20 protein-coding genes are annotated in these 19,981 nt (G+C 52.7%); 1 reads left to right on the forward strand and 19 read right to left on the reverse strand.

Annotated elements, in window-relative coordinates:
• Window position 1 precedes the first annotated feature (1 nt).
• The 14 genes from AC6I1F_RS09465 to rnr form a co-directional block, all read right to left on the reverse strand.
• The gene (locus tag AC6I1F_RS09465; RefSeq protein WP_251452371.1) at window positions 2-1,195 is read right to left on the reverse strand and encodes a molybdopterin molybdotransferase MoeA; all 1,194 of its coding nucleotides are present in this window, start codon (window positions 1,193-1,195) and stop codon (window positions 2-4) included.
• A complete protein-coding gene (gene mobB / locus AC6I1F_RS09470; RefSeq protein WP_251452370.1) occupies window positions 1,189-1,710 on the reverse strand; it encodes a molybdopterin-guanine dinucleotide biosynthesis protein B in 522 nt (173 codons plus the stop codon). Before mobB ends, AC6I1F_RS09465 begins: the two co-directional genes overlap by 7 nt.
• A 44-nt stretch (window positions 1,711-1,754) precedes the next feature.
• Window positions 1,755-3,191, reverse strand: a complete 1,437-nt coding sequence (thrC, locus tag AC6I1F_RS09475; protein ID WP_289162981.1) for a threonine synthase — start codon at window positions 3,189-3,191, stop codon at window positions 1,755-1,757.
• A complete protein-coding gene (locus tag AC6I1F_RS09480) occupies window positions 3,191-4,501 on the reverse strand; it encodes a homoserine dehydrogenase (protein WP_289162983.1) in 1,311 nt (436 codons plus the stop codon). Before AC6I1F_RS09480 ends, thrC begins: the two co-directional genes overlap by 1 nt.
• 18 nt (window positions 4,502-4,519) lie before the next feature.
• Window positions 4,520-5,869: an alanine transaminase gene (alaC, locus tag AC6I1F_RS09485; protein ID WP_160335710.1), complete on the reverse strand. Its 1,350-nt coding sequence runs from the start codon at window positions 5,867-5,869 to the stop codon at window positions 4,520-4,522.
• A 168-nt stretch (window positions 5,870-6,037) separates the two neighbouring features.
• Window positions 6,038-7,705, reverse strand: a complete 1,668-nt coding sequence (locus AC6I1F_RS09490; RefSeq protein ID WP_289162985.1) for a PhoH family protein — start codon at window positions 7,703-7,705, stop codon at window positions 6,038-6,040.
• Window positions 7,706-7,750: 45 nt separating this feature from the next.
• Window positions 7,751-8,233, reverse strand: a complete 483-nt coding sequence (locus AC6I1F_RS09495; protein ID WP_290432615.1) for a DUF456 domain-containing protein — start codon at window positions 8,231-8,233, stop codon at window positions 7,751-7,753.
• Window positions 8,234-8,237: 4 nt separating this feature from the next.
• Window positions 8,238-9,686, reverse strand: coding sequence for a replicative DNA helicase (gene dnaB / locus AC6I1F_RS09500; RefSeq protein WP_160335707.1), 1,449 nt, complete (start codon window positions 9,684-9,686; stop codon window positions 8,238-8,240).
• A gap of 127 nt (window positions 9,687-9,813) precedes the next feature.
• On the reverse strand, window positions 9,814-10,263 hold the full coding sequence (gene rplI, locus AC6I1F_RS09505; protein ID WP_160335706.1) for a 50S ribosomal protein L9: 450 nt from the start codon (window positions 10,261-10,263) through the stop codon (window positions 9,814-9,816).
• A gap of 14 nt (window positions 10,264-10,277) precedes the next feature.
• Window positions 10,278-10,550, reverse strand: a complete 273-nt coding sequence (gene rpsR / locus AC6I1F_RS09510) for a 30S ribosomal protein S18 (protein WP_160335705.1) — start codon at window positions 10,548-10,550, stop codon at window positions 10,278-10,280.
• A gap of 11 nt (window positions 10,551-10,561) precedes the next feature.
• A complete protein-coding gene (locus tag AC6I1F_RS09515; protein WP_251452366.1) occupies window positions 10,562-10,849 on the reverse strand; it encodes a single stranded DNA-binding domain-containing protein in 288 nt (95 codons plus the stop codon).
• A gap of 12 nt (window positions 10,850-10,861) precedes the next feature.
• Window positions 10,862-11,272: a 30S ribosomal protein S6 gene (gene rpsF / locus AC6I1F_RS09520; protein WP_160335704.1), complete on the reverse strand. Its 411-nt coding sequence runs from the start codon at window positions 11,270-11,272 to the stop codon at window positions 10,862-10,864.
• A gap of 139 nt (window positions 11,273-11,411) precedes the next feature.
• Entirely contained in the window at window positions 11,412-12,155 is a 744-nt protein-coding gene (gene rlmB, locus AC6I1F_RS09525; RefSeq protein ID WP_277612806.1) for a 23S rRNA (guanosine(2251)-2'-O)-methyltransferase RlmB, read from the reverse strand.
• On the reverse strand, window positions 12,152-14,506 hold the full coding sequence (rnr, locus tag AC6I1F_RS09530) for a ribonuclease R (RefSeq protein ID WP_290432616.1): 2,355 nt from the start codon (window positions 14,504-14,506) through the stop codon (window positions 12,152-12,154). Before rnr ends, rlmB begins: the two co-directional genes overlap by 4 nt.
• A 206-nt stretch (window positions 14,507-14,712) precedes the next feature.
• Between rnr and AC6I1F_RS09535 the strand changes: the two genes are divergently transcribed.
• Window positions 14,713-15,090 (forward strand): lysozyme inhibitor LprI family protein, encoded by a 378-nt coding sequence (locus tag AC6I1F_RS09535; protein WP_289162990.1) that lies wholly within the window; start codon window positions 14,713-14,715, stop codon window positions 15,088-15,090.
• Between the two features lie 93 nt (window positions 15,091-15,183).
• Here AC6I1F_RS09535 and hflX read toward each other — a convergent pair whose 3' ends face one another.
• The 5 genes from hflX to AC6I1F_RS09560 form a co-directional block, all read right to left on the reverse strand.
• On the reverse strand, window positions 15,184-16,356 hold the full coding sequence (hflX, locus tag AC6I1F_RS09540) for a GTPase HflX (RefSeq protein ID WP_289162991.1): 1,173 nt from the start codon (window positions 16,354-16,356) through the stop codon (window positions 15,184-15,186).
• Entirely contained in the window at window positions 16,357-16,605 is a 249-nt protein-coding gene (hfq, locus tag AC6I1F_RS09545; RefSeq protein WP_251452376.1) for an RNA chaperone Hfq, read from the reverse strand.
• Window positions 16,606-16,856: 251 nt separating this feature from the next.
• A complete protein-coding gene (gene der, locus AC6I1F_RS09550) occupies window positions 16,857-18,188 on the reverse strand; it encodes a ribosome biogenesis GTPase Der (RefSeq protein ID WP_289162993.1) in 1,332 nt (443 codons plus the stop codon).
• Between the two features lie 6 nt (window positions 18,189-18,194).
• A complete protein-coding gene (gene bamB, locus AC6I1F_RS09555; protein WP_290432617.1) occupies window positions 18,195-19,313 on the reverse strand; it encodes an outer membrane protein assembly factor BamB in 1,119 nt (372 codons plus the stop codon).
• A 2-nt stretch (window positions 19,314-19,315) separates the two neighbouring features.
• Window positions 19,316-19,957, reverse strand: coding sequence for a YfgM family protein (locus AC6I1F_RS09560; protein ID WP_160335697.1), 642 nt, complete (start codon window positions 19,955-19,957; stop codon window positions 19,316-19,318).
• Between the last annotated feature and the right edge of the window lie 24 nt (window positions 19,958-19,981).

Genomic DNA, 19,981 nt, shown 5'->3' on the forward strand with positions numbered 1-19,981 from the left:
CCTACAGATTAAATTCGCTGAAAGGAATGTAGCGCACCAAATCTCCTTTCTTCAGCTGAGCTTCCGCCGGGATATCCGCGAGACCGTCCGCCCAGGTACAGGAGGAGAGAACCGCAGAGTTTTGTGTCCGGTAGTTCTCAAGGGAGCCCTCGGCGTTGCGGCGGACACGGATAAACTCTCTGCGGCTTCCGCCTTTAAGATCAAAGTTCAGCGGGAGCATGTACCCTTTCACGTCCACCTGATTTCTGCCCGAAAGTCTCAGGATCAAAGGCTGAGCAAAAAGCAGGAACGTGACAAAGCCGGAGACGGGGTTTCCGGGCAGGCCGATGAAAGGTACGCCAAGGACGCTGCCCTTACCTACCGGTTTTCCGGGCTTAACAGCAATGCGCCACATCTGCATGCTGCCTAAAGAGTCCACGGCTCTCTTCGTGTAATCGGCTTCTCCCACGCTGATACCGCCGCTGGTAATGATCAGATCGGATTTTCTTGCAGCCTTGCGGAACGCTTCAAGCGTATCCTCGAAAGAGTCCGGAATATTGCCGTAGTCCACGACGTCGCAGCCGAGCTGATGCAAGAGCGCGCGCAGAACAAAGCGGTTGGAGTTGTAGATTCCGCCTTCGACTCGCTCTTCACCGGGCATCGCAAGTTCGTCGCCTGTGAAAAACAGGGAAACACGAATCGGACGGTAAACCTTAACCGTCGCTCTTCCGATACTTGCCGCCACACCAAGTGCGGGCGGCGTCAGACGGTCACCTTTGCGAAGCACTGTGTCGCCGATATCAATGTCGCATCCGGCTCGACGAATCCAGTCACCTGCTTTGGGCGCGTTCTTGAATTCCACCGTTCCGTCTTCGAGTTCAACCGCCTCTTCCTGAGGAATCACCGCGTCTGCCCCTTCGGGAATGGGCGCTCCGGTAAAAATGCGGGCGCAGGTGCCGTTTTCAAGCTTTGTGCCGACGTGTCCTGCAAAAATCTTCTGCGAAACCGAAAAGACGCGTCTGCCGTCAACGAGCTCCGCGGCGCGTACCGCATAGCCGTCCATCTGCGAATTGTCCATCGGGGGGACCTGAATCTGAGAAACAATATCTTCAGCCAGAATCCTTCCGGGGGCATAAAGCGTCACCACCTCTTCAACATCGGAGGCTACTTCGGCGCCTTCTAAAATTTTTTCTTTTGCTTCTTCAACTGTCAGCATTTCTCAATCCCTTTTATCTGAAGTTTTTCTGTAATCCAGGCTGCGACTTTTTCCGGACTATTGATATCCAGCACAGGCAGCGCGGGAAACGCTTCTCGCGCTTTGTCAGAGACAACGGCACAGATACTTTCGTCACTCTGACAGATCGGAGGCTCGCCTCTGCCGATCTCTCTAAAGACTTCCAATCTGAGCGCGTCGCTATCTTCCGATTTAAAGCCTTCTACCACGATTAAATCCGCCGGATCAAGATGCGCAATCAATTCTGACAAATGCGGAGCGCCCTGAGGCGTTTCCGAAAACATGGCCCAACGCTCTGCGTTGCGGACAATGACCTGAGAGGCCCCTGCCCTGCGATAACGGTAAGAGTCTTTTCCGGGCTTATCCATATCAAAGTTATGGTGCGCATTTTTAATTGCGGCAACCCGCAGACCCTGAGCGCAGAAAATAGGAATCAGCTTCTCTATGAGCGTCGTCTTGCCGCTTCCGGAATAGCCGACAAAATTAACAATCTTCATGTGATAAAAATACGGCCCGACTCAGCGGGCCTATTCTGTTTAAGTTACTCTGCGTCCCGATCTCGGCTGCTGAGGAAGGCTTTAATTTCCTCGACATTCGGATCCATGTCCGTGACTCGCTGAGGAAGCGACAGCAGCGCTTCGTAGCCCGCGGGAATCGGAGGCTCAAAGCCCACGGCTTCTTTAATCGTCGCTGCGAACTTCGCCGGAAGCGCTGTTTCCAGACAAATCGTCTTGACGCCCGGAAGACGCATCTGCTCAGCCGCGTTGAGGCCGTCAGCCGTATGCGGATCGACGAGGAACTGATGCTTTTCCCACGTTTCACGAATTCTGCGGATTCGATCAGCATGCGTGCTGCGGGCCGCGGTGAATCCGCTTTCTTTTACGCGATTCCATTCGTCGCTGTCCAGAAGGAATTCTCCCTTCTGTCCGAGTTCGTCCCAGAGTTCTGTCACGCGGTTCGGATTTTTGCCGCAGATATCGTAGATATAGCGTTCAAAATTCGACGCCTTGGAGATATCCATCGAAGGCGAACTGGTCACAAAAGTATGCGCGGAGTCACGCACGCGGTAGCGGCCCGAACGGAAGAACTCATAGAGCACATCGTTCTCGTTGGTCGCGACAATCAGCTGTTTGACGGGCAGACCCATGTTCTTAGCGATCCATCCTGCGAGAATGTCGCCGAAGTTGCCGGACGGCACCGAGAAAGCGACTTCTTCGTCAGGGCTTTCTGTCGCCTGAAGCCAAGCACTGAAGTAATAGACCACCTGAGCGGCGATTCGCGCCCAGTTAATCGAATTGACGGCGCCGATATGATGCTCGGCCTTAAAGTCCAGATCGCGCGAAACCGCCTTGACCACGTCCTGAGCGTCATCGAAACTGCCTCGGACCGCGATATTGAAGATGTTCTTGTCTTCAATCGAGTACATCTGCGCTTTCTGGAAAGCGCTCATGCGGCCTGCCGGCGAAAGCATAAACACCTGAATGCCTTTGCGGCCGCGCATAGCGTATTCCGCAGCGCTGCCCGTATCGCCGCTTGTCGCGCCGAGGATATTCAGTCGGCTCTCTTTGCGGGACAAAATGTACTCAAAGAGCGCGCCCAAATACTGCATCGCCATGTCTTTAAAAGCGAGCGTCGGACCGTTGGAAAGTTCCAGAATCGCCAGATCTTTTTCAAGCCAAACGAGCGGCACGATCTTTGAAAAGTCGGTACCTTCTCTGCCGTGGCAGTAGACTTCGGACGTATATGTGCTTTCGCACAGATGCGCGATCGTCGAGCGGTTCATATCCTTCGCAAAAAGCGAAGTAACCGCGGTCGCAAGCTGCGCGTAATTGAGGCCGCGCCAGCTTTCAAGCGTTTCGCGTGAGACCTGAGGATATTCTTTAGGGACAAAGAGGCCGCCGTCTTTTGCGAGTCCCTGAAGAACGATTTCACTGTATGTGGCGGCAGGAACGCCGCCTCGAGTCGATACGTACTGCATTACTGTAATTCTTCCTTGCGAAGCACGACAATCGGTCCGCGAACGCTCTTGAGCTGCTGCATAGTGCGGATCGCACGCTGCATAAGCGATTCAATTGTGCTGTGCGTCATCAAAATAACTTCTGTGGAATCCTCTTTCTGCGGTGCTTCTCTCTGGATAAGCGACTCGATAGAGATGTTGTTGTCCGCGATGATACGGGCGAGGTCCGCTAAGACACCGGGGCGATCGTCCACCGGGATACGCAGGTAATAGGAGCAAACGGTGTCGCCGAAATCGGCAAAATCCTTTGCGCCCGGATTATGCTGCGTAGTCGGCATTTTCGGTCTTTCGCTGACGTTGGCGTCGGCGGTGCGGGCAATATCGATCAGGTCGGCAACAACAGCGGAACCGGTCGGCTCAGAGCCCGCTCCTTTACCGTAGTAAAGAGAGCTTTCCGCTGCATCGCCTTTCACCACGACGGCATTCATCGCACCCTCAACGTTGGCAAGCAGCCGGCGCATCGGCACCAGTGCCGGATGGACGCGCAGTTCAATACCGTAATCGGTATATTTCGTAATGCCGAGCAGCTTGACGCGATAGCCGAGCTCCTCGGCAAATTTAATGTCTTTCGCTTCAAGACGGCTGATGCCTTCGATATGCACTTTATCCATATTGACGGGCACGCCGAAAGCAATCGAAGAAAGCAGCACCAGCTTGTGGGCGGAGTCAATGCCTTCGATATCGAACGTCGGGTCCGCTTCAGCGTAACCGAGACGCTGCGCTTCAGCGAGCACATCATCAAAGCTTCTGCCGGTATCGCGCATTGTCGAGAGAATAAAGTTGCAGGTTCCGTTAATGATGCCCGCGATGCTTGAGACGCGGTTTGCGGCCAAGCCTTCACGCAGCGCTTTCACAATCGGAATAGAGCCGGCGACTGCCGCTTCAAGCGCAACGTTTACGCCTTTTTCTTCAGCCGCCTTAAAAATTTCATTACCGTGCTCGGCAAGCAGCGCCTTATTGGCCGTAACAACGTGTTTGCCTGCGTCGATTGCGGCAAGAATCAGAGATCTCGCGGGCTCAATACCGCCGATCGCCTCGACCACCACGTTAATCTCGGGATCCGTCACCAAGTCGTGCCAATCGCTGCTGACCGCCACGTCTTCATCCACAAGTTTTCTGACGCGGTCAACATTGCGGACGGCCACGCGTTTAACGGTAATCGGAGCACCGGCTCGCTGAGTAATCAGCGAGTGGTTACGTTTTAAGATGCTGTATGTTCCGCTGCCGACGTTGCCGAAGCCCGCCAGGCCAACCTTGATCGGTGTTGCCATTATTCTCCCTCGTTTAAATTAAGCTTTCTTTTTCGCAGGCTTAGCCTTGGACTTTGCCTTAGGTTTTGCTTTCGTCGGCAGATTAGAGACGCCTTTAAATTCAATTTCTTTTTTCTTTGCAGAAATCGGCGCAGGGGCCGGTTCTCCCTTCCAGTGACGGTGAAATTTCTTGCTCTTCGGTTCAATCAGACCGTCTTCCTTGAACATCTTGCGAATGCCGCGAAGCGCCTGACGGATACGATCGGCGTTTTCGATCAGAGCGATACGAACAAAGCCTTCGCCGTATTCACCGAAACCAACACCGGGAGAAACCGCGACCTTAGCGACTTCCAGAAGACGCTTGGAGAATTCCACGCTACCCATCGGCTTATAGAATTCGGGCAGTTCGGCCCAGATGTACATACTCGCCTTCGGATTTTCTACATTCCAGCCAATGTCATGCAAACCTTTGACCATAATGTCGCGGCGGTGCTGATATTCTTTGCGAACTTCTTCCACGCACTCCTGAGGTCCGTTCAGCGCCTCAATCGCGCCGACCTGAATCGGAGTGAAGGTGCCGTAATCGTGATAGCTCTTGATACGAGTCAGCGCATGCACGAGCTCTTGATTTCCGACCATGAAGCCGATACGCCATCCGGCCATGTTGTAGCTCTTGCTCATAGTGAAGAATTCAACAGCAACGTCCTTGGCACCCGGAACTTCCATGATGGAAGGCGCTTTGTAGTCGTCATAAACGATGTCGGCGTAGGCCAAATCGTGCACGATATAAATACCGTGTTTCTTAGCCAGATCAACCAGCTTTTTGAAGAATTCCAGATCAACGCACTGAGCAGTCGGATTGCTCGGGAAGCCCAGGATCATGAGTTTGGGCTTAGGTGTTGTTTCCACAACAGCGCGCTCGAACTCTGCGAAGAAATCAAGGCCCGGGCCCATACGAACGCTGCGGACGTCGGCACCGGCGATGATGGCGCCGTAAATGTGGATCGGGTAGCTCGGATTCGGAACGAGAATAGTGTCACCTCGGTCAAGCGTTGCAAGCATCAGATGCGCGATACCTTCCTTAGAGCCGATGGTAACGATCGCTTCTTTGTCCGGATCGATATCCACGTCCCAGCGGCGTTTGTACCAATCGCTGATCGCTTTGCGCAGTCTCGGGATACCTCTGGAGGCTGAATAGCCGTGAGTTCCTGTTCTCTCTGCGACTTCAACCATTTTGTCCACAATGTGCTTGGGAGTATCCCCGTCGGGATTGCCCATGCTCAAGTCGATGATATCCTCTCCGCGGTGACGCGCTGCCATTTTAAGTTCATTAGTAATATTAAAGACGTACGGCGGCAGACGTTTAATTCGAGGAAAATCGTTATTCATACGGAACCTTTATCTAGGTAAATTCAAAAACAGTTAACTTAAGATTTTACGAAATTTCTCCCCGCTCCTTACGTGAGACAGGTTCTTTTTTATCGCTTTCAGCGGCAGAAACGCAAATATCTTCAGTCGGAAACGAAAAAGCGCTCCCGATCAGAGAGCGCATAAGGATTAAAGAGCTTCGCTTGCGTAATCCGCGAGTCTTGAGCGTTCGCCTCGCTGCATTGTGATATGTCCGGAATGCAGCCAATTCTTAAATCGGTCGACGACATACGTCAGACCGGATGAGCCTTCCGTCAGATAAGGCGTATCGATCTGCGCGATATTGCCGAGGCAGACGATCTTGGAGCCCGGACCCGCGCGCGTAATCAGCGTTTTCATCTGTTTCGGCGTCAGGTTCTGCGCCTCATCGATGATGACGAACTTATTCAGGAACGTGCGGCCGCGCATGAAGCTCATTGACTTGATTCGGATTCTGGAACGGATCAGATCCTCGGAGGCTCTTCTACCCCACTCGGTTCCGTTTCCGCCTCGATTCAGCACCTCGAGGTTGTCGTCAATCGCGCCAAGCCACGGGGCCATCTTCTCTTCCTCAGTGCCCGGCAAAAAGCCGATATCTTCGCCGACGGAAATGGTCGCGCGCGTAATGATGATTTCATTAAAGCGGCGCATCTCCATTGTCTGAGTCAAAGCGGCGGCAAGCGTCAGCAGCGTCTTGCCGGTGCCCGCCTGACCGAGCAGCGTCACGAAATCAATTTCCGGATCCAGAAGAAGATTCAAAGCGAAACTCTGCTCACGGTTCCTCGCATTGATGCCCCAAACCTGATGTTTCGGGTTGGTGTAGTCATCAATAACACGGACGACCGCGGTATCGCCTTCGATCGACTTGACTTCCCCATAGAACGGAGTGGCGTCGGGAGCTTCGTACCAAATGAACTGATTGATGAGGAATTGCCTGACCATCGGGCCCTTGATTTGGTACCAAGTTCTGCCGTCCTTCTGCCAGGATTTCAGATCCTTGCCGTGCTGTTCCCAGAAATTCGCCGGGAGTTTAAGCAAGCCGGTATACAGAAGATCGCAGTCCTCGATCATCTTGTCGTTGTAGTAATCCTCCGCGAGCAGACCGAGCGCTGCCGCCTTCAATCGAATATTGATGTCTTTGGAAACTAAAACGACCGTGCGGTCCGAGCGCTGTTTTTCCACCCCCTTGACCACGGAAAGAATACGGTTGTCCGCCTTTCCGCTCTCAAGCATATTCAAATCATTCAGGTATGGAGTTGTCTGAATAAAGAGTCTTCCCAAAGCCTCTTTATTGCCGAGCACATTCAAAGGAACACCGTGCTCGATGCTGCCCTCAAGATGCTGCATGATCTGATCGAGCGTGCGGCTGACCTGACGCACGTTTCTTGCGACATCGGTCATGCCGCTCTTATGGTTATCGAGCTCTTCAAGCGTGATCATCGGCAGATAAACGTCGTGCTCTTCAAAGCGGAAGATACTTGTCGGATCGTGCATGAGGACATTGGTATCCAGCACATAAAGGCGCTTTTTCCCGTCGTCCGGAATATTTTTGTTTCGGCGATGCGAAACGGGCGCGCAGGCTTCCTTCTTGGCCGCGGCGGCTTCTTTGCTCATCTCCGCTTTAACTTCCCTGACTGCTTCTTTTGCGGCGACGGGTTTCAGCAAGGCCGCTTCCTTTTTCGGCAGTTCAGTCGTTTTATTTTTTCTGGCACGGCGAACCGTCTTTTTATCCTGCTCTGTCGGGCCCTCGAGAGGCAGAGAGGCGGCGATATCCGTCAATCTGCTTGCTTTGCCGGAAGGCATTTTTGGTAATGGCATATTTTTAAATCCTTACGATTTCTGTTGCGCTGTCCGTTTCACGGACTAAATCAGAATATCGGCAATCACAATACCGATCATGGTAAAAGCGAGCGCAAGCTTAACAACGGTGCCGATGATCATTCCGAGCCATGTCGCAAAACCGACCTTACCGCTGCGCAGCATGTCCTGATGATCAATAAACTCGCCGATCGCCGCTCCGAGGAGCGGCATAAAAATCAAACCCCAGAGTCCGGTAAAGATACCGACAAAGGTACCGATCAGGGAGCCGACGATCCCGAGCTTGGTCGCCCCGGCCTTTTTTGCGCCCATCGTTTGTGCGATCCAGTCGACTGCCAGACCGAAGAGCATCAGCACCCCAAGAAGCACGACGACCCAGACATTGATCTTGTCATAGTGATCGATAAAGGCCGCGAGCCAAGCTCCGGCAAAGATCATCGGCAGTCCAGGAATCATCGGAATGACGGTACCGAGTATTCCCACACCCATAAGAAGGACTGCTGCGATCCAAAGAATAATATCCAGCATCTAGTTAATATCCAGCCTGCATCTGCATGTCGGTTGCCCGACTGACAAATCTCGTATAAGCCCCCTGGAAGATCAGAGGGATTGTTCCGGTCGGACCGCTGCGCTGTTTACCGATAATCAGCTCGGCTTCCGACGCGTTTGCCGGTTCCTCAGCCGGTGCCGGTGCATCCGGATCATCGGAATCTTCTTTGCGCTGGTATGCGGCCGGCCGATACAGGAACATAATGACGTCCGCATCCTGCTCAATAGAACCGGATTCTCTCAAGTCACTCATTAAAGGACGTTTATTAGGACGATTGTCCACATCACGCTTAATCTGAGACAGCGCGATAATCGGAACCTTCAGCTCTCTTGCGAGACCTTTGAGACCGCGCGAGATTTCCGCAATTTCGGAAGCTCGGTTCTGATCTCCGCCGCGCGAAGAGCTTTCACCCGACATCAGCTGCAGGTAATCCACAACGATCAGTCCGAGTTTGCCGCCGACGCGGTTTAAAAGCTGACGCGCTCTGCTTCGCAGACTGAGAATTGAGAGTCCGCTGGTGTCATCGATAAAGATCGGAGATTTTTCGAGCTGTTCGGCCGCGTTATAGAAAGATCGCCAATTATTGCCGAGCTGACCGGTTTTCAGATCTCCGGCGGGGATTTCTCCGAGCGCGCTGAGCAGTCGGCCCGCGATCTGTTCAGCCGACATTTCCATCGAAAAGATACCGACAGGCAGCGCCTGATTGGCGCCGACGTGCAGCGCGATATTCAGAGCAAAAGCGGTCTTGCCCATCGCTGGACGGCCGGCGACGATAATCAGTTCGCCTTCGTGCATGCCGTTGGTCATGCGGTCCAAGTCCGGGAAACCCGTTCCGACGCCGTAGACCATACCCGGATTATCCATTTCGGAGAGCTCGCGCAGGTGTGTCGTGTAATCGGCCAGAACGGAGTCAATCTTTTGGAAGCCGCTGCCGCTTTTAGCCAATTCTTCGTTGATACGGAGCATTTTTGCCTGAGCCTCATCAAGCAGATCTTTCGCTTCGCGAGCTCCGGGATTTAAAGCGTCGCTGACAATTTCGTTGCCTGCGGTAATGAGGCGGCGTCTCGTTGAGCGGTCACGGATAATTTCGGCGTAACGCACGATATTGGCCGCGCCCGGGCTGTAATCGGCGATGCGGTTGAGGTATTCCATACCGCCGGTTTCTGTTTCCAGACCCGCCTCGCGCAGCAGGTCATGCACGGTCAGGATATCCGCGGGCCTGCCCTCTCCGATGAGTTTTTTAATGTTTTCAAAGATCAGGCGGTTGCCGTAATCATAAAAATCCTCAACATCGATACGGCCGCCGATCAGGTCGAAGACCTTATTGTCGAGAAGGAGCGCGCCGAGGACCGCGTCTTCGGCTTCTTTAGCAGCAGGCGGGGTACGGTACTGCTGAATTTCAGCATCATTTTTTGAATAGTTATCTGGCATTTTTTCCTCTGGTGGAAAGAAAACTATAGCGGATTCGAGTGCTCGCTGCTGAAAAAAAAATCCCAAAACAGTCCGAGGACCTTTTGGGATTTTCAGAGGGCCTGAGGCCCTCGCGCATTCCTATCGATTAGGCTTCAGCGACGACCTGAACAACGACGTCGGCGACGATGTCGTGGTGAAGGTCGATCTGCAGCGGATATTCACCGATAGCCTTGATCGCGCCGAGCGGGGTGCGAACCTGGCTCTTATGAATATCGTAGCCAAGTTTAGCCAGAGCTTCAGCAACGTCCATGTTGGTGACAGAGCCGAACAGACGGCCGTCAACGCCGGCCTTGGAAGCGATTGTAAGAACGATACCGTCGATCTTAGTCTTCAGTTCCTGAGCCTTAGCAAGACGTTCAGCCTGAGCGCGTTCGAGTTCAGCCTTGTGGGCTTTGAATTCTTCGATCGCAGCTTCAGTAGCGCGTTTAGCACGCTTTGTGGGGATGAGGTAGTTACGGGCGAAACCGTCTTTAACTTTAACCACATCGCCGAGCTGACCAACGTGAGGAATGGATTCAAGCAGAATGATTTGCATGTTGTTTCCCCCGATTACTGATTATCTGTGTAAGCAAGCAGAGCAAGGAAGCGGGCACGCTTGATTGCTGTGTCGAGCTGACGCTGGTAGTGAGCCTTCGTTCCGGTCAGGCGAGCCGGCATGATCTTGCCGTTTTCCTGAATGAAATCACGAAGTGTGTCGATATCTTTGTAATCGATCTGATCAACATGATCAGCTGTGAAGCGGCAGAATTTTTTACGCTTGAAGAGAGCGTTCTGCTGATTCGGGTTGCGAGAGCGACCCTTTCCTTTGGCACCAAAAGCCATGATGTAACTCCTTAAATGTATTCCGTTATGTGCAGGATTAATTTGGATGAACGAGCGGAGGTGGTGGAGACAAAACCCTTGAAGATTCTTTCTGAGCCAAGTTCAAGTTCAGAGACTTTTTTCGCAGTCTCACCGACTGCCATAGCGGCGGCGGAGAAGTTTAAAACTCTCTCGGCACCGCCTTCCTGAACAATGCCCTTGTATCGGATCGTGAATTCGAGGATCGGAACGCCGGCCAGCGAATATCGCAAAGCCTCTTTCTTTTCCAGTTCTCCCTCAAGCTCTACCGAGTTCAGCACAAATATTCCGAATTAAGCCTCGGCAGAAGCCGGAGCTTTTTCCTCTGCCTGTGCAGCAGCGGCTTCAGCTGCAGCGCTGGCGGCCTTACGGGCTTCTTCCTTTTCAACAGCCTTCATCATCGGAGAAGGTTCTGTTTCAGCCTTTTTCATCTTCACTGTGAGGTGACGAAGAACGGCATCGTTGTAACGGAAATTATTTTCGAGTTCATCAAGAACTTCAGGACCGCATTCGATGTTCATCAGAACATAGTGGGCCTTAACCAGTTTCTCGATCGGATAAGCGAGCTGGCGGCGACCCCAGTCTTCAAGACGATGAATCTTTCCGCCGTGGCTTTCCACAGCAGCTTTGTAACGCTCAATCATCGCCGGGACCTGTTCGCTCTGATCAGGATGGACGATGAAGCAAATCTCATAGTGACGCATTGAACCTCCTTATGGGAAATAGTCGCCCGGAGCGTCTTCCGGTGTGACAAGGACTAGAAAGAGCGCGATTCTACTCCCTTTTTTGGAAAATTTCCAATGTTGGAAAGCAGTTACCGCGCTTTTTACTCAAGATTTCGATTTAGCGGCCGATTCTTTGGCGCACTGTTTCAAATAGACAAATGCCCGCGGCCACGGAAACATTCAGACTTTCCACCGTGCCGAGCATCGGGATTTTTGCCAGATCCGAGCATCGTCTGCGCGTGAGCTGACGCAGGCCGTCGCCTTCGTTGCCGAGCACCCAGGCAAAGGGACCGGTCTGATCAAATTCATAGATGGACTTCTGGGCCTCGCCCGCTGTACCTACGACCGGGACTCCTGCATCCACCAGTTCGACGATGGAGCCCGCAAGATTGGTGACACGCACCACAGGTACGGTTTCTGACGCGCCCGCGCTCGCTTTAATCGCTGCAGGCGTGAGATCCGCCGAGCGATCTTTAGGAACAACCATCGCGGCCACACCGGCGGCATCCGCGACACGCAGACAAGCTCCGAAATTTCTCGGGTCCGTCACACCGTCCAAAATCAGGAGAAGCGGACTGCCGGAGAGATCATTCATCAAATCGTCAAAGCTCATTCCGATATCCACCGGAGCGGCAAGCGCGACGATGCCCTGATGCGGGATTTCGCCCGCCAGGCCCTCCAGTCTTCGATGGTCCGCCTGCATAATGCGCACGCCTTCTTTTTCCAGCGCTTCCAGCATTCTGCGCATTCTCTGATCCCGTCTTTTCGGATCCACATAGACGGATCGAATCGATCCCGCATCTCTTTTGAGGCGGCTCATCACCGAATGAAAACCCGCCAGTACCACGTCTTTTTTCGTCACTTTGATTTCCTTTTACCGGCCGCTCTGCCGAATGTTTCTCTGCCCGCAGCCCTTTGTTTTTTCACTCTTCTTCCCCGTACAGCCTCTTCGATGGAGAACTCGATTCGTCTTGCATCCAAGTCGCAGCGCACTACCTTAACCACAACCGGCGTTCCGACGCTGTATCTTTGGCCGCTATCCTGACCGATCAACGCGTTTGCAGATTCGCTGTATTCAAAATATTCTCTTCCGAGATTTGAGACATGAATCGCGCCGTCCACATAAAGATCGTCGAGCGTGACATAAATACCGAACGGGCTGACTCCGCTGATAATACCCTTGTAAACCTCGCCGATATGCTGTTCCATGTAATAAGTTTTCAACCAGCCCATCACATCGTAGCTTGCCTCATCAGCTCTGCGCTCATTGGCTGAGCACAGAAGTCCGAGTTTTTCCCATACTTCGATATGCGGCACTTTGGGTTTGTCTTCGCCTTCTTTCACAATCAGTTCGCGTGTCTGGATCGGGACATCCACTTCGTCGGGAGAGACCAGGATCTTCGGTACGTACTTGCGTCCTCTGAGCACGCCTCTGATAGCGCGGTGCACGAGCAAATCCGGATAACGGCGGATCGGAGAAGTAAAGTGCATATACGCTTCGTAGGCCAATCCGAAGTGACCGACATTGTGCGGCGAATACACCGCCTGCTGCATCGAGCGCAGAAGAATCATCTGGATCGCCGCCTTATCCGGTCGATCACGGATCTGATTGAGCGCTTCGCAGTAATCAGAAGGCGACGGGGTGCTCCCGCCTCCGAGCCCGACATTGAACTGAGCGAGCGCCGCTCTGGCCTTCTCCAGGCGATCCTCAGAAGGCGGTTCATGAATACGGAAGAGACAAGGCGCTTTGTTCTTCAAGAGAAAATCGGCGGCGCAGGTATTGGCGACCAGCATCATCTCTTCGATCAGTCGATGCGCATCGTTTCTTTCTCGCGGAAGAATCTTTTCGATTTTGCCCTGTTCATTTGCGACGATGTAGGTTTCCACCGTTTCAAAATCCATAGCCCCGCGCAATGTTCGGCTCTTTAACAAAATCTTGAACAGGTCATACAGATCCTGAACATTACCGAGCACATGATCCATAGCGGCAGCAGCCGGTCCGTTCGGGTCCTGCAGAGCCGCCCAAACGTCGTCATAGATCAGACGAGCTGCCGAGCGAATCACTGCCGGATAGAACTGATAGGCCGTCACCTCGCCTTCCGGACTGATGACCGAGTCACAAACCATTGTGCAGCGATCGACGTGCGGATTTAGTGAGCAGAGTCCGTTAGAGAGTTCTTCAGGGAGCATCGGGATGACGCGGCGCGGGAAATACACGCTGGTCGTTCTCAGCTGTGCATCCTTATCGATTGCGCTGCCCGGCTTCACGTAATGAGAGACATCGGCGATCGCGACGAGCAGTCGGTACCAGCCCTTTTTTCTTTCGACCGGCAGACAGAATACCGCATCATCAAAGTCTCTCGCGTCGGCGCCGTCGATTGTGACAAACGGAATGTCGCGCAGGTCCACACGATTGCGCAAATCGGCTTTTGTCACATGATCCGAGAACTTGGCGATTTCCGCTTTGTTGGCTTCCGAGAATTGATGAGGAAGATTGAATTTACGCACCGCAATTTCAATTTCCATTCCCGGATCTTCGATATCACCGAGGACTTCGACGAGTTTAGACTTGATGTCACTCCACTTGGCATCATCCTCGAAAAGCCCGGTTTCATTCGGCTCTACCACGACAATCTTACCGTCCATCTCTTTGCTGACGGTATTCGGTTCAAGCGTGAAGCGATGTGTGATGCGGATATCCTCCGCGGTCACAACCGCGCTGATAATCCTGCCAAGTTTATTGCGGCCCAGCGCTAGGCGTCCCACAATCTTGGTCATTCTGCGCTTGATCAGCTTCTGAATTTCCGCAATCTGTCTTCCCCGCGCATCGGAGGACAGGGAAATCGCCTCAACAACATCGCCGGGAAGAACCTTAGTCATTTCCTCTTCCGTTATGAAGAGATCGGGAACATCTTCGTCGCAAATCAGAAATCCGTAGCCGTCCCGGTGTCCCTGAACAACGCCCCGATATACGTGCGCTTCAGCTCGTTTTTTAAGCATAACCGTCCCGTCCTTCTGTGTAACCGCTTTTTTGGCTTTGGTGATTTCGGCAAGCGCGCTGTCGAACGCTTGTTCCGTCATTGATTTGTCATCCCCGACGAGTTGCTTTTTTAATTGCGCCAGCGGCATTGCGCCTGAATTAAGCGTCAATTTGGACAGTATCTTGTCCCGGGCAGCGGAAACCCGACGAGATAATTTTTGTTGTACAGCCATATAGTTCTCTCATTCAGTCATATCTGAATTAATATCTGATGGATTGTAATTGTTTAAGATGCAAAGCTTCCTCTCTTTTCGCTCATAGTGGAGAGCTTGAAGCGCCTAAGACGAACAGAAGTTTCAAGAGGACGACTTCGGTACGACATCCATTGACGTATCCGTCTCTACAATCTTCATCACTACTGCTTATTTGGAGAAATCAAATGATCAAGTCTGCCGGGTCTGCAACATTACTGACCGCCCTCTTTATTCTTTCTGCCGCACACGCTGCCGATCACGACTACTGCAAGGAAGCCTTCGCTATCGGCAACATGCCCGGCATGACAGAATGCAGCTCTATGGAACTGGAAGCGCAGGACAAGCGTCTTAACGCCGAGTACAAAGCCGTCATGGCTAAACTTGATGCAAAGCAGAAGAAAGAGCTTCGTTCCGTGCAAAGGAAATGGATTAAAGACCGTGACGCGGACTGCAAACTTGAAGAGGACGGAGGACAGGCTGCAGAGCTGAACCATGTCAGCTGTCTAAAGGAGTGGACGAAAAAGCGCGCCGATGAGCTCGCTGCAATGAAAAGCGGGCTTTAGTCCGTAGGCTGTTTCTCTAAAGGCCTTAGCACAAGTCGTGCTTTCTTTGGTTAAAAAGCTGAGAAGCAGAAGCGCTTCTCAGCTGTATGACGTTTAGCGTTCGAATTCCGCAAGCCAGTCCTCGTTGTCCGGCTCTTCCTCGGTTTGAACTTTTTCGTGCTCGGCAACTGCGATTTCACGAATCGCGTCTTTAAGCAAATCGAGACCCTCCCCGGTCTGCGCGCTGACACCTACAGCGATCGGCCGACCGCTGTCATCGGATGTCAGAAACGGCGGTTTACCGCTCGCATCCAGCTTGTTGTAAACCAGAATTCGCGGAATATCTTTTGCGCCGATCTCCTCCAGAACCTTATTCACTTCAGAGATTTGTTCTTCCTGAGCGATATTCGAGGAGTCAATCACATGCAGAAGCAAATCCGCCTGAGCCGCCTCATCCAATGTGGACTTGAAGGCTTCGATCAGCTGGTGAGGCAGACCGCGAATAAATCCGACCGTATCGCTGAGAACCACCTCGGTATCTTCTCCGACGTAGCAGCGCCGGGCTGTTGTATCCAATGTGGCAAACAACTGGTCAGCCGCATACACACCGCTTCGTGTCAGGCGATTAAACAGCGTGGATTTACCGGCATTGGTATAGCCGACTAGCGCCACTGTGAGAAGATCGCCTTTCTGACGTGACTTTCTTTGGGTGTTTCGCTGTTTTTCCAGTTTCTTGAGCTGTTCCTTAAGCGCCTTCACTCGCGAACCGAGCATTCGGCGGTCAAGTTCCAACTGTTTTTCACCCGGGCCGCCGGTCTTGGACAGGCCGCCTCTTTGGCGCTCCAAATGGCTCCAGCCTCGGACGAGTCGGGTGGACAGGTGCGTCAGGCGAGCCAATTCAACCTGCAATCGGCCTTCTCTGGTTTTCGCACGCTGGCGGAAAATTTCCAGAATTAAATTGGTTCGATCCCAAACGAGGAGATTGGTGGCTTTTTCGATATTTCTCTGCTGGGCCGGAGACAGTGCAACGCCAAAGATCAGGGCCTGAGCGCCGCATGCGGTCGCTTCCTCCTTTATCTCCTCAATTTTTCCGCTGCCGAGAAATGTCTTAGGATCCGGACGATCTCTCTTGGCTTCTGTGAGACCAAGCACATCGTAACCGCAGGAGGAAGCCAGTTCGGAAAGCTCCTGAGCCGCATCACGATAAATATCACGTCCGATTAAAACAGAGACGAGCCACACCTTCAAGGCATGCTCGTCCCTTTGTTCATAATTTTCGAGTGTCACTTATTCTTCAGCTTCAGGCGTCTGAGCTTCGTTTCCAAGCGGCACTGCGCGAGCCGGCACAACCGTGCTGATCGCATGTTTGTAAACCATCTGAGTCACTGTGTTGCGAAGCAAAACAACATACTGGTCGAAGGATTCGATTTGGCCTTGAAGTTTAATTCCGTTTACAAGGTAAATCGATACAGGAATACGGCCTTTGCGAAGGCTGTTCAAGAACGGGTCTTGTAGAAGTTGCCCCTTTGTCATTATATTTCTCCAACTGGCTAAAGTGCCAAAATACTCTTCAATGCATTGTAGATAAGAAAAACTCTACAATAAATACCATGCAATCATTTTGGGCGCCTTAGCTTAAATCCGATGCGCCGCAACGACTGTGCAGAGGGAATAAAACAAAAAACGGAATTAACTTTATTCCACGGCTGCGTTTACATTTTACTTCAGACAATCCCAAAATCAGGCAAACGACGCTTACAAGTTTGCCGTTTTGAGATGCGTCCTATCTAACTTTTTTGGACGTACGGATTCTTATTGGTTCTGAATTCGATGCGAAGCGGCGTCCCCGCCAGATTAAATTTCGTTCTAAACCATCCTTCAAGGTAACGTCGGTAGCTCTCAGGCACATCTTCGAGCGCGTTGCCGTGGACCACGATCACCGGAGGATTCATACCGCCCTGATGCGCATAGCGCATCTTGGGACGTCCCCCGCCGGCTCGCGGAGGAAGCTGCCGAGACGTGGCTTCGATCAGCGCTCTTGTCAGTTTCGGCGTAGAAAGCTTCATGAAAGCCGCAGCGTGCGCCTCATTGACCGCGTTGAGCAGATGATGAAGTCCGCGTTTATGAAGCGCGGAAAGGTAGAGAATCTTCGCCCAGCGTAAGAAGTGCAGCTTATGTTCGAGCTCTTCTTTCACCCGACTTCTTTCGTAGTCGTCCAGATCGTCCCATTTATTGACGCCGACGACCAAAGCTCGTCCGCTCTCAAGAACGTAACCCGCAATATTGGCATCCTGTTCGGCAATTCCCGCATGCGCATCCAAAAGGAGCACTACAACGTTCGAGCTTTCAATCGCCTGCAGCGTCTTAACGACCGAGAATTTCTCGATCGCTTCAAACACCTTGCCTTTTCTGCGCAGGCCGGCGGTATCGATAAGCGTGTACTCGCGGTCTTTGTAATTGAACTCAACCTCAATCGCGTCGCGCGTTGTACCGGGCATATCGTATGCGATCAAACGGTCTTCACCGATCAGCGCGTTGATCAGCGTGCTCTTGCCGGCATTCGGGCGTCCGACGATCGCGACTTTGATCTTATGCTGGAAATCCTCTTCTTCGTCGATCTCTTCTTCGGTCGGGAAAGGTTCTAGAACGAGGTTCATGAGCGGGCGAACCCCCTCGCCCTGCGCAGCGGAAATCGGATAAGGCTCTCCGAGCGCAAGTTCGTAGAACTCCGCCTTCATGGATTCAGAGAGGCCTTCGGCCTTATTCACGACCAAATAAACCGTTTTTCCGGACTCTCGCAGACTTTGCGCGATTCGGCTGTCCTGAGGCGTCAGACCGGTGCGGCCGTCCACCAGAAAGAGGACGGCATCGGCTTCGGTAATCGCAAGCTGAGCCTGTCCAGTCATCGCCTTAACGATGCCCTCGGTTCTGATCGGCTCAAAACCGCCGGTATCAATGACCAGATAAGGTTTATCTCCGATACGGCCGTCTCCGTAGTGCCGATCTCTCGTCAGGCCGGGGAAATCCGCGACCAACGCGTCACGAGAACGGGTTAATCGGTTAAATAATGTTGACTTGCCGACATTCGGTCTGCCAACTAAAGCAATGACTGGAACCATATTCTTTTATCGTGTAGCGATATACGCCACATCTCCTTTACTTGTCTGGAAAATCGCGCCAGAGCTGAACGGCTGCGCCGCGGTAACCACCGGACCGCTCAGACGAAGTCTTCCGATCTCTTCTCCGGTTCTCGGAGAAAGCAAGTGCACATAGCCTTCGGCGTCACCGACGGCAACCGCACCCGGCACAACGACCGGGGCAGAAAGTCTGCGGTAGAGCATTTCCTTATTCGTCCAGCGCTCCTCTCCGCTTTCGCGATAGAACGCTTTGACTTCGCCGTTGACCGCGACTCCATAAACATTGTCTTCGTCAATGGCAGGTCCTGCAACCGCATCAAGCGGCTGAGACCAGCGGGTCTGTCCGTTCTGACTGTCGATGCAGGTCACTGCGCCCTGATAAGCCGCCGCGCACACCAGATCCTGGCTGAATGCCGGATATCCGACTACGTCAACCAAACGTTCGACTTCCGTAATGCCTTTGGACTGAGCGATAGAGAATTCAAATACCGCTTTACCGGTCGGAATATCCAGAATCACGACATGACCGTTAGGCTGTCCGACAAAAAGAACCGTATCATGCGCGAGCATGCCTGTGGGCAGTCTGACTGTCAAAGCGGGCTGATTCTTCTGATAAATCCACTCTTCATCTCCGCTGGACGCTTCAAATGCGGAAACTCGCGTATCGAGCGTTCTGACGATCACGAGACCTTGCGCAACAACCGGAGGAGAAGCCAAATCAGTTGTGAGTTTCTTGCTCCAGCTCACTTTGCCCTCAGCGTCAACGACCTGAAGTGTTCCGTCTTCAAGGCCCACCGCGGTGACATAGCCGTCGCTGCCGACGCCTGCCGTAATCGGAGAATCAAAAGAAACGGACCATTCCACTTCGCCGCTGCGCGCATTCATACGCGAAAGCGTCTTGCCGCCTGCCGCAAAAACGACATCGTCATAGACGGCCGGAACCAAGAAGCCGTCCGCAGAAGAGAGACTCTTAGACCAAACGGTGTCGGCGGAGATTGCCTGCGTGATTTTCACGAGCGGCATCGGTTCATGTTTTGAAGTTGAACAGCCTGCCAGGGCTGCCGCCGCTGCTGTGAGAACAAAAAACTTTGTTAATTTACTGACCATGATTACTCTTTGGGCTGAAGCGTAGCGCTAAGTTTTGTTTGAATAACGTTGACGAGAGGATTTGTAGCGGCTGTCTTTTTGAGGCCGTCTTCCCAGCTCTGACGAGCCGCGGCGATATCGCCTTTTGCCAGCAGAAGATCTCCCTTACGATCTGCAACAAGCGCTGCTTCATCCTTCAGGTCTTTCAGGCTGTCAAGCAGCTTAATTCCTTCGTCGTATTTGCCTTCATCAAGGTAAACACCGGCTAAACGAACCGCTGCAATCGTCTTAAGTTCGGGATACTTATCGGAATCCGTGATCCAAGTCAGAGATTTAACGGCTTCGTCTTTCTTGCCGGCTTCTTCGGCGGAGCGGGCGGCAAGAAGTGCGCCCATTCCGGCATAAGCCGTGGAGGCGTAGTCCGTATGAAGACGCTCATTAATTGCCTGAGCTCTTCCGTTGTCCTTTGCGTTCACCGCCTGAATCATCTGGGCATAAAGTGTCCCGGCATCAGCCGATTCCTTGGCCTGATACCATCTCCAGCCCTGCATCGCAGCAGCCGCTAAGCAAACCGCGGTAACCACTGAAAGGATCAGCGTTCCCCACTTATCCCACCACGCTTTAATCTCGGCAAGGGACTCTTGTTCTTCTAAATCATAGGCCATTATCGATGTATCTCCGGGTCTATT

Source organism: Parasutterella sp. St.1A3, from assembly GCF_059728705.1.